The sequence below is a fragment of the Halonatronomonas betaini genome, from assembly GCF_015666175.1.
In the GTDB taxonomy this organism is placed as follows: domain Bacteria; phylum Bacillota; class Halanaerobiia; order Halanaerobiales; family Halarsenatibacteraceae; genus Halonatronomonas; species Halonatronomonas betaini.
In genome coordinates this window covers 113,543-134,037 of record NZ_JADPIE010000001.1, presented here as the reverse complement: position 1 = coordinate 134,037, position 20,495 = coordinate 113,543, and the positions used below count along the sequence as shown (strand labels likewise).

The window sequence follows — 20,495 nt, the reverse complement described above, 5'->3', positions numbered from 1 at the left end:
ATCCACCTCTTAATTATTATAATCTTATAAACTTATATTTATTTGTAGTTCGGATTATCTATAATAGTCGGCTCCCCATCTTTTTCAATTAATAATTTCATAAATCCTTTTGCTTCAATCTCCCCATAAACATGGCCGGCTTCACCTGGATAAATTCCTATAAATGCCAGTGGTTCCTCACCGGTATTTATTGTTCTATGAGCCCAGTACGGCGGAACATAACTTAAGGTACCTTTTTTCATTTCAAGGGCCTCAAATTCAGGCTCCCCATCTGTAACTGACTGCATAAAAAGCATGCCTTCGCCCTGAATAGTATAATAAATTTCAGCAGTTCCTTTAATTTCATGAAAGTGACCTTTAGTCATATTATATTCATTGCCAACTTTCCCAGGATTAATAATACTAATGCAGTGCTGTAAGTGGCCTTCTTCCTCTGGAATATCAACATTATAATATCTATAAATCTGCGGATCTTCTTTTAATAGTTCTTGAACTGCCTCCTGATCCTGGTACATCCAGTCCATATCACTTAAATTTCTGGTGATCAAATCACCCTCTGGAACCATTTTTATGTTTTCAAAATCATAATAACTATTTATTGGTCTAAATAATTCCATATCTTCAATACCCCCATAAACTATTTCTTTAAATCTGATGCGGCTTCATCTAATACCTTAAGCTTTTCATCTGTCAATTCAATATCAAAGACCTCACTTATATGCTCAGACCAGCCATGAATAAAGTATTTCCATCCATCTTCTACATATAAATTCTGTTCTTCTTTCTGATCTAATGCCTGATGCATGAATTTTAAGCCACCTCGATAATTCAACTCCCAGACTAAAGAGTTTTCTGGAAAAGTACAATCATCACTTAATGGCGAGCCTGGCCGATCTTTCCCTAAACCAGTTGCATTTATAACCAGGGAATACGGCTTGACTTCAGCCAATATTCTATCATTATCTTCAATATCTGGAGTTAAATTATATTCAACATTCACATCATCATTTATTAACTTAAACATATCAGCAAACTTGTCTAGCCTTGGCTTGCTTCTGTTATTTACAATCAATCTTGATGGAATATTATCTCCATTTTCTGGATCAAAAAGATATGAGGCTATGGCCCTGGCGCTGCCTCCTGCCCCAATAATTAGGACTTCTCCACCATGCTCTGCCCAAAAATTTTCAGGAATAAACTCTTCCATAGATCTACCACTGGTTATCGGGTCTTTGGCAAAACCATAAACTTCGTTATCTTTTTTAGATATACAGGATAATTCCTGCTGAATTGCAGCGTGAGGATCTAAGAAATCAAAGTAATCCCAGGCTGCATCGAAAATATCAATTTTATGAGTTGTAACTAAAGCTCCTTTAGCCCTTTCATGCTCTCTAATAAATTGAACTGCCTTAATATAATCTTCCTTTGGGGCGTGAATATCAATATCTATACCAATTAATTCTGCATTTAAATTTAAAATTTCATTCCATTTAGGAAAAACATCCATAATCGATGATTGCTTGGTTGTAACTCCAATAAAATACATAGTTTCTTTTTCTGGTTTTTCAGGTAATTTCATTTTATCATCCTTCCTTATATTATTATAAAGCTAATAAAGGATTATTTAATGAGATGCTTATTTTTATAAGACCTGTTGAAACAATTATTTTAGAATTAATTTCATAACTTACTATATTTGAAACTTCACTAATTAATTGCTCCAACAGGCTGACATAAACTATTAAATCCCTTCAATAAATTTATTACTCTTTGTTTAACATTATCTCATCAATTTTGTCCATATCTTCATCAGACAATTCCCATTCAACAGAAGCTACATTATCTTCTATTTGGTAAATCTTTGTAACACCAGCAATTATACTAGTTATCTCATCCTGTTTTCTTAGCCAATTAAATGCCAACTGGGCAAGAGGTTTATCATATTTTTCAGCAATTTTTTTGATTTCCTGAACTTTTCTATAATTCTCTTCACATTTCTCATTCCATAATTCAGGATTGGCATACCTGACATCTCCCTCTTCAAGTTTACTCATATCAAAGGAATCTGTTAACATGCCCTGACAGACTGGGCTATAAGGGATTACTGACATACCGGTTTTTTCAGCATAAGGCATTATTTCATCTCTAGTCCTATATATTAATGGAAGACCATGGTAATGTTCTGAGTTCTGGTCTAAAATACTATATAATACCTGGTTACTTACTATTTCTTCAACAGCAGAAGCCTGTTCCAGTAGAGGTACATTAAAATTGCTAGCTCCAATATATCTAATTTTACCTTCTTCCTTTAACTTAGATAATTCTTCCATAGTCTCTTGAATTGGAGTATTTGGATCAGGCCAGTGCATTTGATATAAGTCTATATAATCAGTATCCAACCTTTTAAGACTATTTTCAATCTCTTCTCTAATACTTTCAGAGGAAAGATTTCTAACAATATTTTTCTGGTCGTCCCAGCGGAGACCAACCTTCGAAGCAATAAAAACATCTTCTCTTCTATCAGAAACGGCTTCACCTAAAACTTTTTCTGCATGGCCAAAACCATAAACTGGCGCAACATCAAAAAAATTAATACCTAAATCATATGCTTTATGAACTAATTCTATTGATTTTTTATCATCATCCATCCCAGTCCATTCCTGGCCTAACTGCCAGCAACCAAGACCTATAACTGTAACTTCTTCTCCAGTATTACCTAATTCTCTTTTCAACATAGACTATTACCTCCTAATAATTTGTGAAGTTAATTCCTGAGACTTAAAAACATTAGACCAATCATTTAGAAAATCAGTTTCAGCCTGATCAGTTAAATCACTCTGAAAAGCTTCCTCGATTAAATCCGGTGCAAGAGTAACAGAATCTACACCTATTTTTAAAATTTCTTTTAACTGATAAGCATTTTTTATACTAGCAGCTATGATTTTACTTTCAAGATTATATTTATTTAATAAAACTTTAATATCAGCAACAACGTCTAGTCCAGAATGCTCTAGTCTATCAATCCTGCTAACATAGGGAGCAATAAAATCTGCCCCTGCCTCAGCAGCAATTAAAGCCTGATTAGCATTATAAACTGCTGTAGCAGTAATTAATCTAGATTCATTTTCACTCTTAATTTCTTTAATTGCTTTCAAGCCATTTTTAGTCACTGGAATTTTAGCAGAAATATTATCTAATTCAAGACTCCATAAATATTGAACATCATCAATTATTTGTTTTGTTTCTGTATGGGTCACCTGGATATGAGTACATTTAGGGCTTAAATTTTTAACTTCATGTAAAAAGTCTGAAATTGTAATCTGATCTCTTGCTAAAATTGTTGGGTTTACTGTAACTCCAGTAATAGGTAACCAGTCATAAAGTTCTTTTATTTTTTTAATATTAGCAGAATCTATATATAAATTCATTTAACTATTGACCACCTTTCAATAAAGACAATTAGTCTAGCTGGCTCAATTTATGGTTAATAGGTTTCAGGGAATGATAGGCCTCTTTGAAAATTGGAAATAATTCATTATAAATAATAATATTATTTTGATTAGGTTTAACTTCATCTACTACTGGATTTAATTCTTTTGCTATTGAAAAATCATCAAAAATGCCAACTCCAACTCCACCAATTATTGCCCCTCCTAATGATGAAGCTTCATCTAATAACTGTAATCTTAGAATATCTTTATTATAAATATCAGCCATTATCTGTCTCCAAATATCTCCTTTTGCTCCACCACCAATTACTTTTATTGAGTCAAGTGAAACTTTTTTTGTAAATGATTCTAAGATAATTCTTAAATTAAAGGTGACTCCTTCTAAAACAGCTCGAAGCATATCACCTCTATTATTATTCATATTAAGACCAATAAAAGCACCTTTGGCTTCTGGATCCCAGTGGGGACTTCTTTCTCCCATTAAATATGGTAAATATAAAAGATTGTTTGCTCCAGGATTACTTTTTTCTATCATTAGATTCATTAAATCATATTCATCAATACCCAATTTCTCTCCAGCGATCTTCTCAAGAGGACTTAAATTATCTCTTGCCCAGCTATAAGATGCACCAGCCGTTTGCATAGTTCCGCAGGGTACATACATTCCAGGAACAGCATGGGCCCAATTAAATGTTTTCTTTTCCTCATCAAATATAGGCTCAGGTGTGGAAAGAGCTATCCAGGAAGATGAGCCAATAACATTATAAGCTTCTCCCTCTTCTATTATACCTGCACCTACTGTTGCTGTTGTACCATCACCAGCGCCAATTACCACAGGTGTACCTTTTTGTAAACCAACTGTTTCAGCGACATTGGCATTTACAGTGCCTGCAACATGAGTTGATGGTAAAGCATCTGGCAACTTATTAATATCAATCTCTGCTGACTCAATTATTTTTTCTGACCATTCAAGTTTATTAATATTAAAAATATTAGTTCCAGTAGCATCTGAATAATCAGTAACAAATTCTCCAGTCAATTTATAAATAATATAATCTTTAGCTTGTAAAAACTTATAAGTATTTGAGTAAATTTCAGGCTTATTCATTTTAAACCATAATATCTTCTCACCAGAATAAGCAGGACTAACTCTATGGCCAGTAATATTATAAATCTGATCGTTACCAACTTTACTTGATAATAAATTAGCCTCACTAGTACTACGCTGATCAGCCCATATAATCGAATTACTTAAAGGTTGACCTTTTTCATTTACAGGTAAGGCTCCCATCATCTGACCACTAAAACTAATTACTCCAATAGAGCTTTTATCTATTTTACTATCCTTTATAAGCTTTTTAGTACTCTTACAAACAGCTTCCCACCAGTCTTCTGGGTTCTGTTCAGCCCAATTGGTTTTAGGATAATCGGTTTCATAACCAAAAAACTGACTATTAACTAAATCTCCATCGGCATTATATAATGTGGCTTTATTACCTGTTGTACCTAAATCATGGGCAAGTATATATTTTCCCATTGGTTAACACCTCAATTAACTTAAATAATTTGATAATCTATTCTCAAAATCATCTCCTGATAGATATGATTTCTGTGTTCCAGGTTTTAAAGTTGAAAGACCAGCATAAATAGTTGCATATTTTACAGCTTCCACTAGAGAGCTCTTTTGTAAATAATAGTAAGCTAAGCTGCCTATAAAGGCATCCCCAGCTCCAGTCGTATCATGAGGATTTATATCGATAGACTCAACCAGTAATTGTTCTTTCTCAGTTGCTACAAATGCACCTTTTGAGCCCAGGGTTACAATTATATTTTTTAAGCCTTTAGATTGCAACTTATTTATTGCCTTTTTAACATCTTCAAGATCATTAACTTTTTGATTACTTATATCTGCTAGCTCGGTCTCATTAGGAACAAATATATCTACCTTTTTAACCATTTTAAAATCTAATGAATTGGCAGGTGCAGGGTTTAAGATAACTTCTATATTATTTTTATTGCCAAAGTCGATTGCATAATAAACAGTCTCAAGAGGAATTTCCAGTTGTAATATAATTAAATTACATTTTTTTAAAGTTTCCGCCGCTTCATCAATATCCTCTGGTTTTAAGTCTTGATTTGCACCTTTAATTATGAATATTCTATTTTCCCCATCCCTATCAACAAAGATAGGAGCAACACCGCTAGAAGTATTTTTAGAAGTTTTTATATGGTCAGTATTTATACCCATCTCTTTCATATTATTAATAACTTCAGGACCAAATAAATCATCTCCAACCCTGGATACAAAGGTAACATTTGCTCCTAATCTGGCTGCAGCTGTTGCCTGATTAGCACCTTTCCCACCAAAACCAAGATCAAATTTATCTGTTTCCAAAGTTTCTCCAGGAGCAGGCAATCTATCCATATAAGTTATTAAGTCCATCATGTTGCTTCCAATTACAGCAATCCTGTTATCCATAAATACACATCCTCTTAAATGGTTTAATAGAAAATTCCATCTACACCTGATATTAAAACTAAATTAGCATATGGAGTTACATCTCCAGTTCTGACAACACCTTTAGCTTTCTCGGTCTCTTCATACATCTCCCACCAGAGTGGGATATATTCAATTTCAGCACCTTTAAATAATTCCAGATAATACTCATGTAATTCAGGGCTTTCAGTTTTGATCTCTTCTGCAAGCAAAACTTTTTCTACCTGCATTTCAGATAAAATAACATCAAGTACTGTTTTAATATCAGGCAAATTTTCTTTAACAGCTAAATCAACTTTTTTAGCATCTTTAGGAATTGGAAATCCTAAATCAGTAACAGTTAGCCTATCTTTATGTCCCATTGATGCTACAATTTCTGCCAGTGGATGATTAAAAATCCCTTTCTTTTTCATTAATTATTCCTCCTACTTATTCTCCTCGTTTTCTAAGCTGATCAACAAATACAGCCACTACAACAACTACACCAGTTGCAATCTGCATATAAAATGGATCTAAACCAAGTAAATTTCCACCGTTTCTAAGTGTTCCCATTAATAAAGCACCAAGTAAAGTACCATATACTCCACCAGCTCCACCTGAAAGACTGGCACCACCAATGATTACAGCAGCAATTGCGTCTAACTCATACATTTGGCCAGCAGATGGAACACCTGACGAAAGTCTTGCAGCAAGCATAATACCAGCTAGACCTGAAATTAAGGCATTTATAATAAATATTGCATACGTATTTATTCTTAATCTAACACCTGATAATTTTGCAACTTCAGTGCCACTTCCTAGAGTATATAAATTTCTACCAAATTTGGTTTTTCTTAAAACGAAGTCTGCTAAGAACATTAAAGCTAATAATACTAAAAATAAACCAGGAATCCCAAAAACATCAGTTCTGGCTAAACCAGTAAACTCCATAGGCAAGCCTGAAATTATTCTTCCACCAGTAATAAGTAAGGCAAATCCCCGAGCTGCGCTCATCATGCCAAGGCCAGCAATAAAAGAAGGCACTCCTCCTTCATGGACAGCCACAGCAACAATAGTACCAAGTCCTGCCATTAATAATAAAGTTAATAGAAATGCCACTGGTATTGAATATCCGGCAGTAAGTAATAAGCTTATTGTTACTCCACTTACTGCTACATATGAACCTACAGATAAATCAATATGACCAGCAATCATTACCAGCGTCATACCTATTGAAACCACACCAATTACAGCACTCTGTCTGGCCAGATTGAAAAAGTTTGGATAACTTAAAAATACTGGTACAGCAAGCCCCAACGCACCCCATATAACTGCAATAACAAATACTAAAGTAAACTCTGTTGAATTCCTACTAATAAAGTCTTTAACATTTTCTATATTCATTTAATTTTACACCTTACCTTTCTATATTAAATATACATTATTCTCTAGTAGCTAGATATAGAAGTTCTTCCTGATCAAAATCTTCTTTTTCAACTATGCCTGTCATTTTACCTCTTGATAAAACCATAATTCTATCACAGATCTCCATAAGTTCAGGTATATATGAAGACACAAAAATAATACCTTTGCCTTCTTTTAAAAGTTCTGACATCAGAACATAGATTTCTTTTTTTGCACCAACATCGATTCCGACTGTTGGTTCATCAAATAATAAAATATTAGAATTTGCATTAATCCATTTTGCTATAACAACTTTCTGCTGATTTCCTCCACTAAGATTCTTAACCAACTGATTAATTGATGGGGTCTTAATATTTAAGTCTTCAATATTTTTTCTAGTAGTTTCTCTTTCAACCTTTTTATTTAAAACACCATATCTTGCAGAAAACTTTGAACTAACTACATTACAATTATCATTTACCGACTGTAAAAGAGCTACACCTTCTTCATGCCTATCCTCAGGCAATAATCCGATATTATTATTAATAGCCTGGCTTGGATTATCGATTTTTACTTCTTCACCTTCAATAATTATTTTACCACCAGTGATTGGTTCGGCCCCAAATAAGCTTCTTACTAATTCAGTCCGGCCTGCTCCTAATAAACCATAAACTCCTAAAACTTCTCCTTCATGCAATGAAAATGAGACATCACTTAATTCTGAATCCCTCTCTAAGTTTTCAACCCTTAATAATTCTTTTCCTTTTTTAATATCTTCTTTATAATAAAGTTCCCCAACATCACGACCTACCATCATTGCAATTAAATCATCTTCTGTGATATCATCAACTTTTTCTGTTCCTACATGCTCTCCATCTCTTAACACTGAAACTCTATCACATATTTCAAAAACCTCTTCTAAGTGATGAGAAATATAAATAATACTGATTCCTTTTTCCTTTAGCATTTTAATTTTATCATGTAACTCCTCTGTTTCTTCTTCAGCTAACTGAGCTGTCGGTTCATCAAATATAATTACTTTTGCGTCTTTTGAGATTGCCTTAGCTATTACTACCATCCTTCTTTGAACATTACTTAGCTTATTTAGTCTTACTTTTGGATTTATATCCATATTTAAATCTTCTAGTATTTCTTTTGCATCTTGATTCATTTTTTTCCAATCGATCAACCCATTTTTTTTAGGTTGTCTGCCAAGAAATATATTTTCAGCAACTGTTAATAATGGAGCTGTTATCATATGCTGATAAACAGCCGCAAGACCTATTTTATCAGCTTCAAGGGGGTTTTTAATATTTACTTTATCTCCCTCAAAAAATATATCTCCTTTATCCATCTTATGAACGCCCATTAATATTTTAATGAATGTAGACTTTCCAGCCCCATTTTCACCAATTAAAGCATGTATCTCTCCTTTTTTTAATTTAAAATTGACATTATCAAGAGCCGTAACTCCAGGAAATGTCTTCCTTATATTTTTAGTTTCTATTATTAAGTCATTATTTCCCACAATGTTACCTCCTAAATAAGAAGTATATTTAATAATTCACCCTCTACTTTAAAGCAGAGGGTGAATTATTTTAATTTAACTCATTAATGATATATTTTACATACCATATTCTTCTAAGATAGCTTCGGATCTTAAGTCTGTATCAATTAATTGCTGAATTTCATCATCATCTAGATTATCTTGAGTTACAAGTGTAGCACCTGTATCGATAAAGTCAGGTAGTTCTTCACCTTCAATAGCTTTAATTGCATTCATAACACCATCAAAGCCCATGGCAAATGGATCCTGAACAATAGTAGCATCAAGGTAGCCATCTCTTATGGCATCAATCTGTTGTGGATCAGCGTCAAATGAAATAGCCGGGAATTGATCTCCTGCATCAGCATCTGCAATTGCCTGAGCAACTCCTACACCAGTATGATTGTTATTAGCCCAAAAACCACCAAGATTATCTCCTTCTCCCAATATAATATCTTCTGCTGCTGACATTGCATCAGGAATTCTATTATCAACATATCTAGGATCTAGCATTTCTACATCAGGATTCAATTCAGTTATACGATCAATAAAACCATCACTTCTATCTATTAATACCTGAACTCCAGCCATCGCATTAATATGACCGACAACTTTTTCATTTAAGTCAATATCATATTCCTCTTCTGCTAACCTGGAGAATTCTTCTGCTGCTATTGCACCACCTTCAATATTATCTGTTGCCATAAATGTGTGATACATATCTGTTTCAATTAAGTTATCAACCAGCACAACTTTAATTCCTTGTTCATATGCCATTTCAACTGCTCCTACCGTTGCATCAGAACTTGTTGAAGCTAAAACAATTGCATCTGGTTGACCAACAACTGCATCTTCAACTATAGCAACCTGCTGAGCAATATCAGCTTCAGATGGTGGTCCTAATAAGTCAATAGTTACATTTTCGTTAACCTGTTCTGCAACTTCTGCACCTGTCATCATTTGCTGCCAGAAATCTGAATCTGTAGCTTTAACTATTACTGAAATATGATACTCGTCTTCTGCCATTGCTTCCATTTCAAAAACAGTTGTAAAGGAAAAAGCTAAAACAAATGTTAATGCAATAATCATCATACTTTTTGTAAGTTTTGTCATTAGTAAACTCCCCTTTTTTGAGTTTATTTTGGTTTTTAAGTCAAATTCCTAAGCCGACAAATGATAAAAATTGTGTCATTGCACTTCTTTAGTTATCACCTCCTTATAATATTCAGTTTAATTAATCTTATCTCTTAACTCTCCCGGAACCTGAACCTTTAGCAAGGCTTTCAACCTCTTCCAGGCTCATATGGTTAAAATCTCCAGGTATTGATTGCTTTAAACTTGAAGCTGCTGCTCCAAATTCAGCAGATTCTTGTAAAGACTTGCCTGTTAACCTGGAATATATTAAACCCCCTGCAAAGGAGTCTCCGCCACCGACTCTGTCAACAATATGAACTTCATACTCTTCAGATTGAACAAATTCATTGCCATCATAGAGAACAACCAACCAACCATTAACTGAAGCATTATAACTTTTTCTTAAATGGCTTCCAACTAATTCAAGATCAAACCTCTCCATTAACTGATCAGCAACCTCCCTATAACCATCTATATTAAGCTCACCACTATCAATATCTGAGCCACTTTTTATTTTAAAAATCATTTCAGCATCTTCTTCATTTGCAATACAAACATCAACATATTCCATTACTTCTGCCATAACTTTTTCGGCTTTGTCTCTACTCCATAATTTAGCTCGATAATTCAAATCACAACTTACCTTTAAGCCCTGTTTTTTAGCCTCTTTTACTGATTCAATTGTAACTTCAGCCATATTATCACTTAACGCTGGAGTTATACCAGTTACATGATACCAATCTGCACCATTAAAAATTTTTCCCCAATTAAACTCACCTGGTTTAGTTTCTGCTATGGCAGAATGGGCTCTATCATAAATAACATTTGATGGTCTTTGACTGGCCCCGTTTTCACAGAAATATATCCCCAGTCTATCTCCACCTCTTTTAATAAACTCAGTGTTAACTCCATACCTTCTTAATTCATTTAAAGCAGAATCTCCTATTGGGTTATCAGGAAGTCGTGTTACAAATGAAGCATCTAAACCATAATTAGCAAGTGATACAGCAACATTTGCTTCACCTCCACCATAAATTATGTTAAAATTATCAGCTTGAATAAATCTTTTATTTTCTGGTGGAGTAAGTCTTAGCATTATCTCTCCAAAGGTTATAACTTTTGCAGTATTCAAAATAATACCTCCATTTCTATAATTCTTTTTTGATTAATGCTACTTTTTCTTTGAATTGTTTTGCCTGCTCTGTAATTTGATCAAACTTTCCTTCTTTCCAACCTTTACTCAAGGCACTCCCAACCCCGACTGCACATGCTCCAGCTTCAAACCAGTCCTGAACATTGTCAAGGTTAACTCCACCTGTTGGTAGTAATGGTGCATGAGGAATAGGTCCTTTTATAGCCTTAATAATTTTAGGTCCAAATAAAGTTGCAGGGAAAATTTTTACAATATCAGCACCTGCCTTCATTGCATTTACAACCTCAGTCGGTGACATGGCACCTGGTATCACCGGAACCTGAAACTCATTACATATGTTAACAACATCCTGATCAAATGTAGGGCCTACAATATATTTTGCACCTGCATCAATTGAATTTTTAGCAGATACAGCATCTGTAACAGATCCAGCACCAACTAATACATCTGATCCCTGATACTTTTTGCTTAGCTTTTTAATTAAATCAAAGGCATTTGGAACAGTCATTGTCACTTCAATAGCTGTTATTCCACCTTCCACTATTGCTTCAACAATTTGTTCTGCTGTCTCAATCTTATCAGCCCTAATAACGGCAACAACTCCAGAATCTTCCAAACCTGAAATAACCTCTTGTTTTGTCAAATTATTGGCCTCCTTGATTATGTTTTGTATTGTGAAACGATGTTTTTGCTAATTGGTAAAAAAATTTGTTTTTATTTTATTATATTCCATTATCACATAAGTTTACCTTTATCTCGCCTCTATCACCACGAAATCTGGATTCAAAGTAGTCCATTGGTATATTATCTTTTGTATAAGAGATTGTTTTAATGTGATGAATGGGAGAGCCAGCATCTATTTCTAACAGCTTTGAATCATAATGATTAGCTAATGCTGGTGCAATAGACATTTCTGCACGATAATTCTCTAAACCACATTTTTCATACATAGAATTATATAAGGACTTATCACTTAAATTAATGCTAATTATATCTTCACATAAATGATATGGAATATGATTTTCAACAATTACAATCGGTTCACCTTTTATACTTCTTACCCTTTTAATATAAATGTATTTATCCCCTACTGAAATAGATAGTTTTTCAGCTAAATCCCTATCAGCTTCCTTTAATTCTTTAGTAATTACATTAGTTTTAGGCTTAAATCCTTTAGTTACCATATCATCATAAAAAGTCATTAATTTTTGAACAAAGCTAAATTCAAATTTAGGCTCAGACACAAATGTCCCTTTACCTTTTTCTCGATTTAAAAGCCCCTCATTAACAAGTTCAGATAATGCTTTTCTAATAGTAGGCCTACTTACATCATAACTCTCAGCTAAAATTCTTTCAGGAGGAACAGTATCTCCTGGTTTTAAATAACCTTTTTCAATCTGTTCCTTAATAATATTCTTTAATTGATAATATAACGGTACAGGTGTATCCTTATCTAATTTATTATCAATCAAGTCCATATTAAAACCTCATTTTCGTAGTTATTTATAAGATAATTAATTGTTTGAAAATTGTCTGTGTTTTTAATATAGCAGAATAATATAAAAATTTCAAGGGAAATCGGTAAATTAATTAAAATGTTTTTTGGTCATTACCAATTTTCTTATATTTATTCTTTTTATGCTCATATTATTCTCCCTATAACACATTTATGGCCAAAAATCAGAGCATAAACTTAAAAAACCTGCTAAAATAAGATAAGCCGCGCAAACTAATTTCCTTAGCAGTTGAAACCTCTTCCTCTGGAGCTTCCTGATATGGGTAGGACTGTTCTATCAACCCATCAACCTGACTTAAAAAGTTCTCAGCAAATGGTTCACTCTCTATAATGACCATAGTCTCTGTGCTTAAAAATGCACTCCTGTGGTCAAGGTTAAAGGAACCAATTGCGCTGATCCTCTCATCTATAACATAGGATTTAGCATGAATAGCTCCATTATTATAATACTCGTAAAGCTTACCTCTATCACCAATAAAATCTTTCAAGTCATCCTGAAAGAGGCTATAACCTGAGCCAGCTAATGGATTTGAACTATTTGTTAATGAATTAGTCAATAGATTAATCTTTCCAGCTGTAATTTCTTCCTGGTCCAAAAACTTTAACATCTGATCAGTTGGAATAATATATGGACTCTGGGCCATAATGCTATCTTCAGCCTCTTCAAAAAGTCCAGCTAAAACCTGCCAGACCCTGGGTTGCTTATTAAACCTCTCCAGGGGATTATGGACTAGCATTACCTGATCTGTTGGATATGAATAATTCTGCCAATCAAGATCCTGGCCAAATAGTTCACTATATTTATCCTGCAATTCCTGATGACTATTATTTATCTCCTCAACCCTCCTTCTGGCTAGCCGCTCCCTGGCTGAGTTCAAATCACTGTAATTTTTATTAAATTCACTTTCCCATAATTTATCATAATAATCATCAAACTGAGTCAATACAGAGTCAGCTCCAGGCTCTTCATTTACTAAAAGAACATCCCTATCAATCGATGGAGTTTCAATATCTGGATCAAAGTATTTGTCACCTATGTTCCTGCCACTAATTAATGCATAATTGCCATCCGCAATAACAATTTTATCATGGAGACGGTTCTGGACAGCCCAGGGCCTTAACGGATTGATAGGCTCATATGTTTTAAACTTTATATTTTCATGGGAAGTCATGGCATAAATATAACTTCTATTTTGAGGCTGAGCTGAATAGATTCCATCAATTATTAGCCTTACCTTAATACCACGGTCTGCAGCATCTAAAATCTGGCCATAAAAGATATCTGCAGCATCACCTTTATGCACCATGTAATATGCTATATCCAGGCTCTCTTCGGCATTCTCTATCAGATTAACTCTAGCAAGCTTGCCAATCTCTAGCCCTTCAAGCAATAAAGCTTCATCCTGACCATTACTAACTGAAATCGACTCATCAAGAGAATAATCCATAGCCGATTCAACTCCTGGAACTGGCAAAAAGCCAAACACAATTATTCCAGCCAATAAGAAATATATTATATAAGCTAAAATTAATTTTTTCATGATTTTATTAATCTTCATTTTAAATCCTCCAGTACAATCACCTATGAAATACCTTGATTATAAACAATAACTCTATTCTTGCCAGTTGATTTGGCCTCATAAAGAGCTTTATCAGCCCGGTTGATCAATTGATAAACTGACTCTTCATGATTATAAGTAGCTACACCAAAGCTTGCAGTTAATCTCTCTGGTTTACCAAAATCATTATTATTAATTAATTTTTTTAACTTTTTAGCTAGATTCTCTGCACCTTTCTTATCTGTAGCTGGTGCAATTATTAAAAATTCCTCCCCGCCCCAGCGACCTGGCTTATCAAGTTCACGAATATTAGATTTTAATATTTCACTAAAATTGACTAATACTTCATCCCCTATATTATGTCCGTAAGTGTCATTGACATTTTTGAAATTATCAATATCTAAAATTATAACTGAAAAAAACTCATTAGTTCTCCCTATTCTTTTAATCTCATCAATCAATAAGTCATTCAATTTACGTCTATTATATAGGTCAGTCAAAGGATCCCTTTCTGATATATATCTTAATTTACCATTCATATCAGAAATCTTTTTGCTTTTAATAAAACCATTGAAATAACTATTAAAGTTGAGAACTGAAACAACCCAGGCAATTATATTGTTTGAGATTATATCCTGGACATATGAAAACTCCTGAGCAATAGGCTGGCCAGATAATAAAAATATCAAAAGGATAGATGAAGAACTGTATAATGCAAAGCTCAGTATTGGTGGAAAGTAAAAAGCAACTGCCATGCCATAAATTACAGCTAAATAAATTGTAGGCAATGAATAGAGTTGTAATTGTAGTAATGATGTTCTCACTATGGCTATAAGCAATCCACTCAAAACAAAAATAATCACAAACTTTTTGTGATATTTATTAACTTTTGTAAAATCTTTTTGATAAATATAAGTTGCAATTCCAGCAAATAGAATCATTAAAAGAGCAGTTATAAAATGTATTTGTTGATAGGTACTGCCTGGTTCTCTAACAAAAAACGCATAAAAAAGTTGTTCAAAGAAAAGAAAATAGCCTAAAATAATAATAATAAAAGTATTATGATTAAAAGTTTCTTTATCAAATTCAGATTTTAACTTTTCAGTCATTAAAAAATCTTCCTGTGATAAGATATTATTTTTCAAATTAATCAGATATTCTGTTAGCTTTTTAACCATGAGAATTCCCCATTTTTATTTCATTTAATTTCATATAAAATTTATTTACATATAAATAGTTCAATATCCCTTAGTATATTCCTTTAAAATAATAAGTATATCACTTTTAATTTATAAATATAACTACTCTAACTCTATCCCCAGGCCATCTGCCACTCTATTGACATAATTAAAATAAGCCACCACCTGATTTAAATCAAGAATATCCCGATCACCAAGTCCATATTCTCTTAAACTCTCAATATCTGTTATATCAATAGATGCCGGTTTCCTGGTTAGCTTCTCAGCATATTCCAGCATAGCCTTCTCTTTATCAGTAATTTCAGCAGCCCTGTAATCATCAATAAGCTGATTTAAAATCTTCTCGCCTTCACTTTTATCTCTAATCAGTTTCTGGAGCGCCGCTCCATGATGAATTACTCAATAATGGCAGTCATTAATAGCCGAAACTACCGTTGCAACCATCTCCCGCTGTTTCCGAGAAATATTCGAACTAGCAAACATTATTGTCTTATATAAGTTAAGGTGATCCTCCAGCACCTGAGGATTTAAAGAATGAACCTTTAATATATGGGCAACCCTTGAGCTACCTCCTCCAGTAATTCTTTCATATACTTCTTTTAATTTCCCCTCTGCTTTATCTTCATCAACCATATCAATCCAGGCCATAATTCCCCCCCTTATTTGACGATACCCTTTATTTCTGGATCCAATAGATCTGCAATAGTTGTTGCCTCAAGTTCTGCCAGCATTTTCTGATAGGCCTTTCTGAAGACAAAATGAATTTTACACCTATCTCTGATATTACAACCATGGAGATCATCAACACAATCAAATACTCCTTCATCAGTTTCAAAAATATCTGTTACCTGGGCCAGGGTTATTTCTTCAGTAGGAAGGTTGAGCGTATAACCACCCTGTTTACCCTCTGAAGAACTGACAATATTATAATTTGAAAGTTCCTGCATAACCTTGGCCAGATAGGAAGTTGAAACATTTTCAATCTCAGCAAGATCATTAACCGATAGCTCTTCACCATCCTTTTTTGCTAAAATCATTAAAGCATGAATCCCATAATCAGTTTTCCTTGATGTTTTCATTATTATCACTTCTATCTTTTAGTAATGAGCCAAGATTTCTAGCAATCATTTTAGCTTTTAACATTTTATCTGGTTGATCAGAAAATTTATCAGGCAGATGCTCAGTCTTAATCTCATCTAAAAAGCCATGTCTCTTAACAACTGTGCCAGCTGCACAGTCCTCACCATAACCACAGGTAAAACACTGAGAATAACCTTCGACATGTAGTTTATCCATAATTGCCATCTGATTTGAATCCATCATCCTTTTGATGTAAGTTTCAACTCTGGAAACCTCTGGGTCACCATCAACAGCCACTGCCACACCTAATTTACCTGCCAGCTTAAATTTCTCTCTATGCCGGAAACAATAAGTTCTTTCAAGACAGGCATGAGCCAGAGCATTTAAGGTGTCATAATAATCCGGTGCACCAAAAACTATTGCATCAGCTTCCAGCATCTTATAACCAATTTCCTGCCAGTCATCTTTCACCTTACAGAAACTATCAGCTGCACATTCAGTACATCCTATGCAGCCATTAATCTGCTTACCTGCCAGTGATATGTACTCATATTCTTCTCCTGTATTCTCTAAAATATACTTAATTACACCTGAAGTGGTTCCATTTTTACGACCACTTCCACTAATACCTAATATCAAGTTATCACTCCTCCTTATTTCCACCAGGCTAATTTATTAACTAAATTCAATCTATCTTGCCAGTCACCTATATAGGCCAGTTTAGCTCCGTCCCTTACAAGTTCAGAATAAGTCGGGTATGAATGAATCACAGATTGTAATTTCTTAAAAGGCATTCCCATCGTTTTTATAATCTGACAGCTATGAATAATCTCACCTGCTCTAGCACCAAAGATATGAGCTCCTAACAATTTACCTCTTTTATCGCAGATAAATTTAGCCTGGCCTGCCTGGCCATCTGTCATAGCCCTATCCAGCTCAGAATAGTCCATATTATAGACTTTTATGCTATCGCCATATCTATCCCTGGCCTGTTCCTCAGTCAGGCCTAAATGGGCTAATTCTGGGTCTGTATAGGTAACCCATAATACATTATCATAGTTCATTTTCTTAACAGGATAAGGTAAGATTGCATTTATTGTTGCAGTTATACCTTCATGATATGATATATGACTAAAACGATAGGGGCCTACAACATCACCACAGGCATAAATATTAGAAATATTGGTCTGCATCTTACTATCGGTTATAATCCCCTGGCTGCCAGTTTCAAGACCTATCTTATCAAGATTAAACCCAGTAATATTAGCTTTTCTCCCGGCTGCTATTAAGACTTTTTCCGCTTTTAATTCTTTTTCCATTTTCCTATTACTCACAGTTAGTATTAATTGATTTTCTTCTTTAATTTTAACAGCCTCATAACCGGTTAATAGCTCAACGCCCTCCTTGCGTAACTTTTCAGCCAGAGCCCCACTTAAAGCCGGTTCTTCCTTCTTTAAAATTCTTTCGCCTCTCTGCACAAGTTTAATTTCTACACCTAATCTATTTAAAGCCTGGGCCATCTCAATTCCTATTGGACCACCACCAATAATTATTAATGATGCTGGCAACTTTTCCAGGCCAAATAAGGTTTGATTGGTTAAATAAAAAACATCTTCTATACCCTCTATTGGCGGAATAGCTGGAGAGGAACCTGTTGCAATAACTATCTTATGAGCCCTAATTTTATTCTGGTTTACACTTAATGTATGGCTGTCTATAAATTCGGCTTTTCCGATTAAAACACCGATCCCATCTGCTCTTAATACTTCTGGCTTCTCTTTTTGATAGATTTCTTCCTGAACTTTATGGACATAATTCATTACTCCACTCATATCAATATTACAATCATTGATAATACCATACTTGCTGGCATGTTGGCTTTGATAAGCAACTCTGGCAGCTTTTAGGAGAGCCTTACTGGGCACACAACCTGTCCAGGTACATTCTCCACCTAATCTATCTTGCTCAATTATCACGACATTTTTCTTTACCGCATTGGCTGTAAAAGCAGCTGTTAAACCAGCTGAGCCCCCTCCGATTACAGCTATATCATAATCAAATTTTGCCATCTCAACCTCCCCGCCATAAGCTAACCATTAACAATCCAAACATATCAGTTCCAACCTTTTCTGCTTGTGCCCAGTATAATATCCCAGATACTTGAACCAATCCCGAAATTGAATTTATATAAGGCATGATGAATCTTATGATTTGATTTTAAATAATTAAACAATTTAAATCTTTCAAATTTTATCCCATCGATATGATGATAATGATAGTGAACAATTTCAATCCAGGCTGAATATAAAAGTCCACTTAATAAAAATACTAAACCTAAATTGAAAGAATAAATACCTATTATAATGCCAATTGGAAGATACAGCAGAAAGTTTGCAAGTAAATATTTAATCCCAGAAAAAACTTCATCTAACTCAAAACTCTCCCGGGTAAATGTACTCTCTTGAGGCTTAAAATTTTTATGATGCTCTAAAAGGTGAATATGGCCTTCCTGATGAAGGAATAGCTTATGTAATATATATTCTACAAAAGCTGACGCAATTATTCCGGCCAAAATAACAATCAATATAGCAATAGTAAATAACATTATTTCACCTGCCTTCTTAATAAAACTTTTATCTAATCCATCAATAAATATTAATCAGCCCTACTCAATAATTTGCTGGCCTCATTAAAGCGCTGAATAGCAGTAAACAACACCAGAACTGCATATAGTATAGTCAATCCATAAATAAAATCTGGTAATACTAAAAATACTGTAAATAATATAAATCCTTCTGTTCTCTCCATCAATCCTGATTGATAATGAAATGACTTTATCCTGGATTTTTCAGAGACAGCACCAACAGTTAAAAATACAGTTAATGAAAGAATTATACTGACTGTCATAAATAATAAATTTAATCTAATCTCAGGAAACCTAAAAGCCAGACCGATAATAAATGATATTTCAACAACTCTATCTAAAGTAATATCTAGAACAGTTCCCCACATAGACTCTTTATTATTTAATCTGGCAATTGCCCCATCAACTGCATCTAAAAAACCTGATAACCATAATACAATGATAGCAGCAATAAACTGATCCAGATAGACCAGTAACCCTGTAAAAACACCAACTGCTGCAGCGATAATAGTAACCTGATTTGAATTCAAGCCGAGATCTGCTATAGATTTAGCAGTGAAATTAATAATCGAGTCAAAATATTTTCTTGCATGAGTGTCCAACACCTGTATCAACTCCAGTTAGATTAACTATCCTGAATATAACCTTTGCTCTTAAACCATTTTGGTATTAATGACAATATAAAAAATATCAGACCAGCAATTCCGAGATAAATAAAAGTTTGAGTTAAATCCCCTTCTCCTCTATAAATTGAAGAAGCTGTTAGAATATAGGCAATGGTAGCAGGTAACATACAGACCCAGGATAAAAACATATAAGTCTTTAATTTAATAGAAGTTAAACCATAGATGTAATTCTGAAGATTAAATGGAAATAATGGTACCATCCTTGTTACTATAAGCATTCTCCAGCCATGGTTTTTAACTCCTTTATCAATCTTATTTAACTGTTTTTTATCTTTTATCCAGTTAGCAACAAAATCTCGAGCAGCATATCTGCCAACTACAAATGCCAGGGTTGCACCTAATGTAGAACCGATTGAAGTATATATAATGGCCTGTAAAGGTTCAAACAAGAAGGCTGAAAGTATTGTTACAGGCAGACCTGGCAAAAATAAGAGGCAGACTAAAAGCCAGAGTAAAATATAAGCAATAGGAGCTAAAAGCCCAAAATCTGCAACCAAATCCTGCAGCAACTCAATATTTTCAATACTTATATATTCATGTAATCCTAAAAACCGAATAAAGATTATAGCTACAATTAAAATCACTAATATAATTAATGATTTGAACCGATTATTCTTATTAGCTTTCATTGTCATATCCCCTAATTTTT

The 20,495-nt window shown here is 33.9% G+C and carries 22 protein-coding genes; all 22 read right to left on the bottom strand.

Going from position 1 to position 20,495, the window contains the following annotated elements; genetic code table 11:
* Positions 1-38: 38 nt before the first annotated feature.
* On the bottom strand, positions 39-617 hold the full coding sequence (locus I0Q91_RS00705; protein WP_270452219.1) for a glucose-6-phosphate isomerase family protein: 579 nt from the start codon (positions 615-617) through the stop codon (positions 39-41).
* Between the two features lie 20 nt (positions 618-637).
* On the bottom strand, positions 638-1,579 hold the full coding sequence (locus I0Q91_RS00700) for a shikimate dehydrogenase family protein (RefSeq protein WP_270452218.1): 942 nt from the start codon (positions 1,577-1,579) through the stop codon (positions 638-640).
* 184 nt (positions 1,580-1,763) lie between these two features.
* Positions 1,764-2,735, bottom strand: coding sequence for an aldo/keto reductase (locus I0Q91_RS00695; RefSeq protein ID WP_270452217.1), 972 nt, complete (start codon positions 2,733-2,735; stop codon positions 1,764-1,766).
* A 6-nt stretch (positions 2,736-2,741) separates the two neighbouring features.
* Positions 2,742-3,428 (bottom strand): transaldolase family protein, encoded by a 687-nt coding sequence (locus I0Q91_RS00690; protein WP_270452216.1) that lies wholly within the window; start codon positions 3,426-3,428, stop codon positions 2,742-2,744.
* A 31-nt stretch (positions 3,429-3,459) separates the two neighbouring features.
* Positions 3,460-4,986 (bottom strand): xylulokinase, encoded by a 1,527-nt coding sequence (xylB, locus tag I0Q91_RS00685; protein ID WP_270452215.1) that lies wholly within the window; start codon positions 4,984-4,986, stop codon positions 3,460-3,462.
* A gap of 15 nt (positions 4,987-5,001) precedes the next feature.
* Positions 5,002-5,928, bottom strand: coding sequence for a ribokinase (rbsK, locus tag I0Q91_RS00680; protein WP_270452214.1), 927 nt, complete (start codon positions 5,926-5,928; stop codon positions 5,002-5,004).
* A 23-nt stretch (positions 5,929-5,951) separates the two neighbouring features.
* Positions 5,952-6,359, bottom strand: a complete 408-nt coding sequence (rbsD, locus tag I0Q91_RS00675; protein ID WP_270452213.1) for a D-ribose pyranase — start codon at positions 6,357-6,359, stop codon at positions 5,952-5,954.
* A gap of 16 nt (positions 6,360-6,375) precedes the next feature.
* Entirely contained in the window at positions 6,376-7,329 is a 954-nt protein-coding gene (locus I0Q91_RS00670) for an ABC transporter permease (protein ID WP_270452212.1), read from the bottom strand.
* Between the two features lie 37 nt (positions 7,330-7,366).
* Positions 7,367-8,857, bottom strand: coding sequence for a sugar ABC transporter ATP-binding protein (locus I0Q91_RS14365; protein WP_270452211.1), 1,491 nt, complete (start codon positions 8,855-8,857; stop codon positions 7,367-7,369).
* A 96-nt stretch (positions 8,858-8,953) separates the two neighbouring features.
* The gene (locus I0Q91_RS00660) at positions 8,954-9,988 is read right to left on the bottom strand and encodes an ABC transporter substrate-binding protein (protein WP_270452210.1); all 1,035 of its coding nucleotides are present in this window, start codon (positions 9,986-9,988) and stop codon (positions 8,954-8,956) included.
* A 127-nt stretch (positions 9,989-10,115) separates the two neighbouring features.
* Entirely contained in the window at positions 10,116-11,141 is a 1,026-nt protein-coding gene (locus tag I0Q91_RS00655) for a sugar kinase (RefSeq protein WP_270452209.1), read from the bottom strand.
* Positions 11,142-11,157: 16 nt separating this feature from the next.
* On the bottom strand, positions 11,158-11,805 hold the full coding sequence (locus tag I0Q91_RS00650) for a bifunctional 2-keto-4-hydroxyglutarate aldolase/2-keto-3-deoxy-6-phosphogluconate aldolase (protein ID WP_270452208.1): 648 nt from the start codon (positions 11,803-11,805) through the stop codon (positions 11,158-11,160).
* A gap of 79 nt (positions 11,806-11,884) precedes the next feature.
* Positions 11,885-12,640: a GntR family transcriptional regulator gene (locus tag I0Q91_RS00645; RefSeq protein ID WP_270452207.1), complete on the bottom strand. Its 756-nt coding sequence runs from the start codon at positions 12,638-12,640 to the stop codon at positions 11,885-11,887.
* 202 nt (positions 12,641-12,842) lie between these two features.
* A complete protein-coding gene (locus I0Q91_RS00640) occupies positions 12,843-14,237 on the bottom strand; it encodes a phospholipase D-like domain-containing protein (protein ID WP_270452206.1) in 1,395 nt (464 codons plus the stop codon).
* A gap of 23 nt (positions 14,238-14,260) precedes the next feature.
* The gene (locus I0Q91_RS00635; protein ID WP_270452205.1) at positions 14,261-15,346 is read right to left on the bottom strand and encodes a GGDEF domain-containing protein; all 1,086 of its coding nucleotides are present in this window, start codon (positions 15,344-15,346) and stop codon (positions 14,261-14,263) included.
* A gap of 192 nt (positions 15,347-15,538) precedes the next feature.
* Positions 15,539-16,084 carry a peroxidase-related enzyme gene (locus I0Q91_RS14240; RefSeq protein ID WP_282550528.1) on the bottom strand — a complete coding sequence of 182 codons (546 nt, stop codon included), beginning with the start codon at positions 16,082-16,084 and terminating at the stop codon, positions 15,539-15,541.
* An 11-nt stretch (positions 16,085-16,095) separates the two neighbouring features.
* On the bottom strand, positions 16,096-16,515 hold the full coding sequence (locus I0Q91_RS00620; RefSeq protein WP_270452202.1) for an RrF2 family transcriptional regulator: 420 nt from the start codon (positions 16,513-16,515) through the stop codon (positions 16,096-16,098).
* Positions 16,493-17,155: a flavodoxin family protein gene (locus I0Q91_RS00615; RefSeq protein ID WP_270452201.1), complete on the bottom strand. Its 663-nt coding sequence runs from the start codon at positions 17,153-17,155 to the stop codon at positions 16,493-16,495. Before I0Q91_RS00615 ends, I0Q91_RS00620 begins: the two co-directional genes overlap by 23 nt.
* A gap of 14 nt (positions 17,156-17,169) precedes the next feature.
* A complete protein-coding gene (locus I0Q91_RS00610) occupies positions 17,170-18,585 on the bottom strand; it encodes a dihydrolipoyl dehydrogenase family protein (RefSeq protein ID WP_270452200.1) in 1,416 nt (471 codons plus the stop codon).
* Positions 18,586-18,629: 44 nt separating this feature from the next.
* The gene (locus tag I0Q91_RS00605) at positions 18,630-19,121 is read right to left on the bottom strand and encodes a sterol desaturase family protein (RefSeq protein WP_270452199.1); all 492 of its coding nucleotides are present in this window, start codon (positions 19,119-19,121) and stop codon (positions 18,630-18,632) included.
* Between the two features lie 50 nt (positions 19,122-19,171).
* Positions 19,172-19,765: a CDP-alcohol phosphatidyltransferase family protein gene (locus I0Q91_RS00600; RefSeq protein WP_270452198.1), complete on the bottom strand. Its 594-nt coding sequence runs from the start codon at positions 19,763-19,765 to the stop codon at positions 19,172-19,174.
* Between the two features lie 20 nt (positions 19,766-19,785).
* Positions 19,786-20,475, bottom strand: coding sequence for a TVP38/TMEM64 family protein (locus I0Q91_RS00595; protein ID WP_270452197.1), 690 nt, complete (start codon positions 20,473-20,475; stop codon positions 19,786-19,788).
* Between the last annotated feature and the right edge of the window lie 20 nt (positions 20,476-20,495).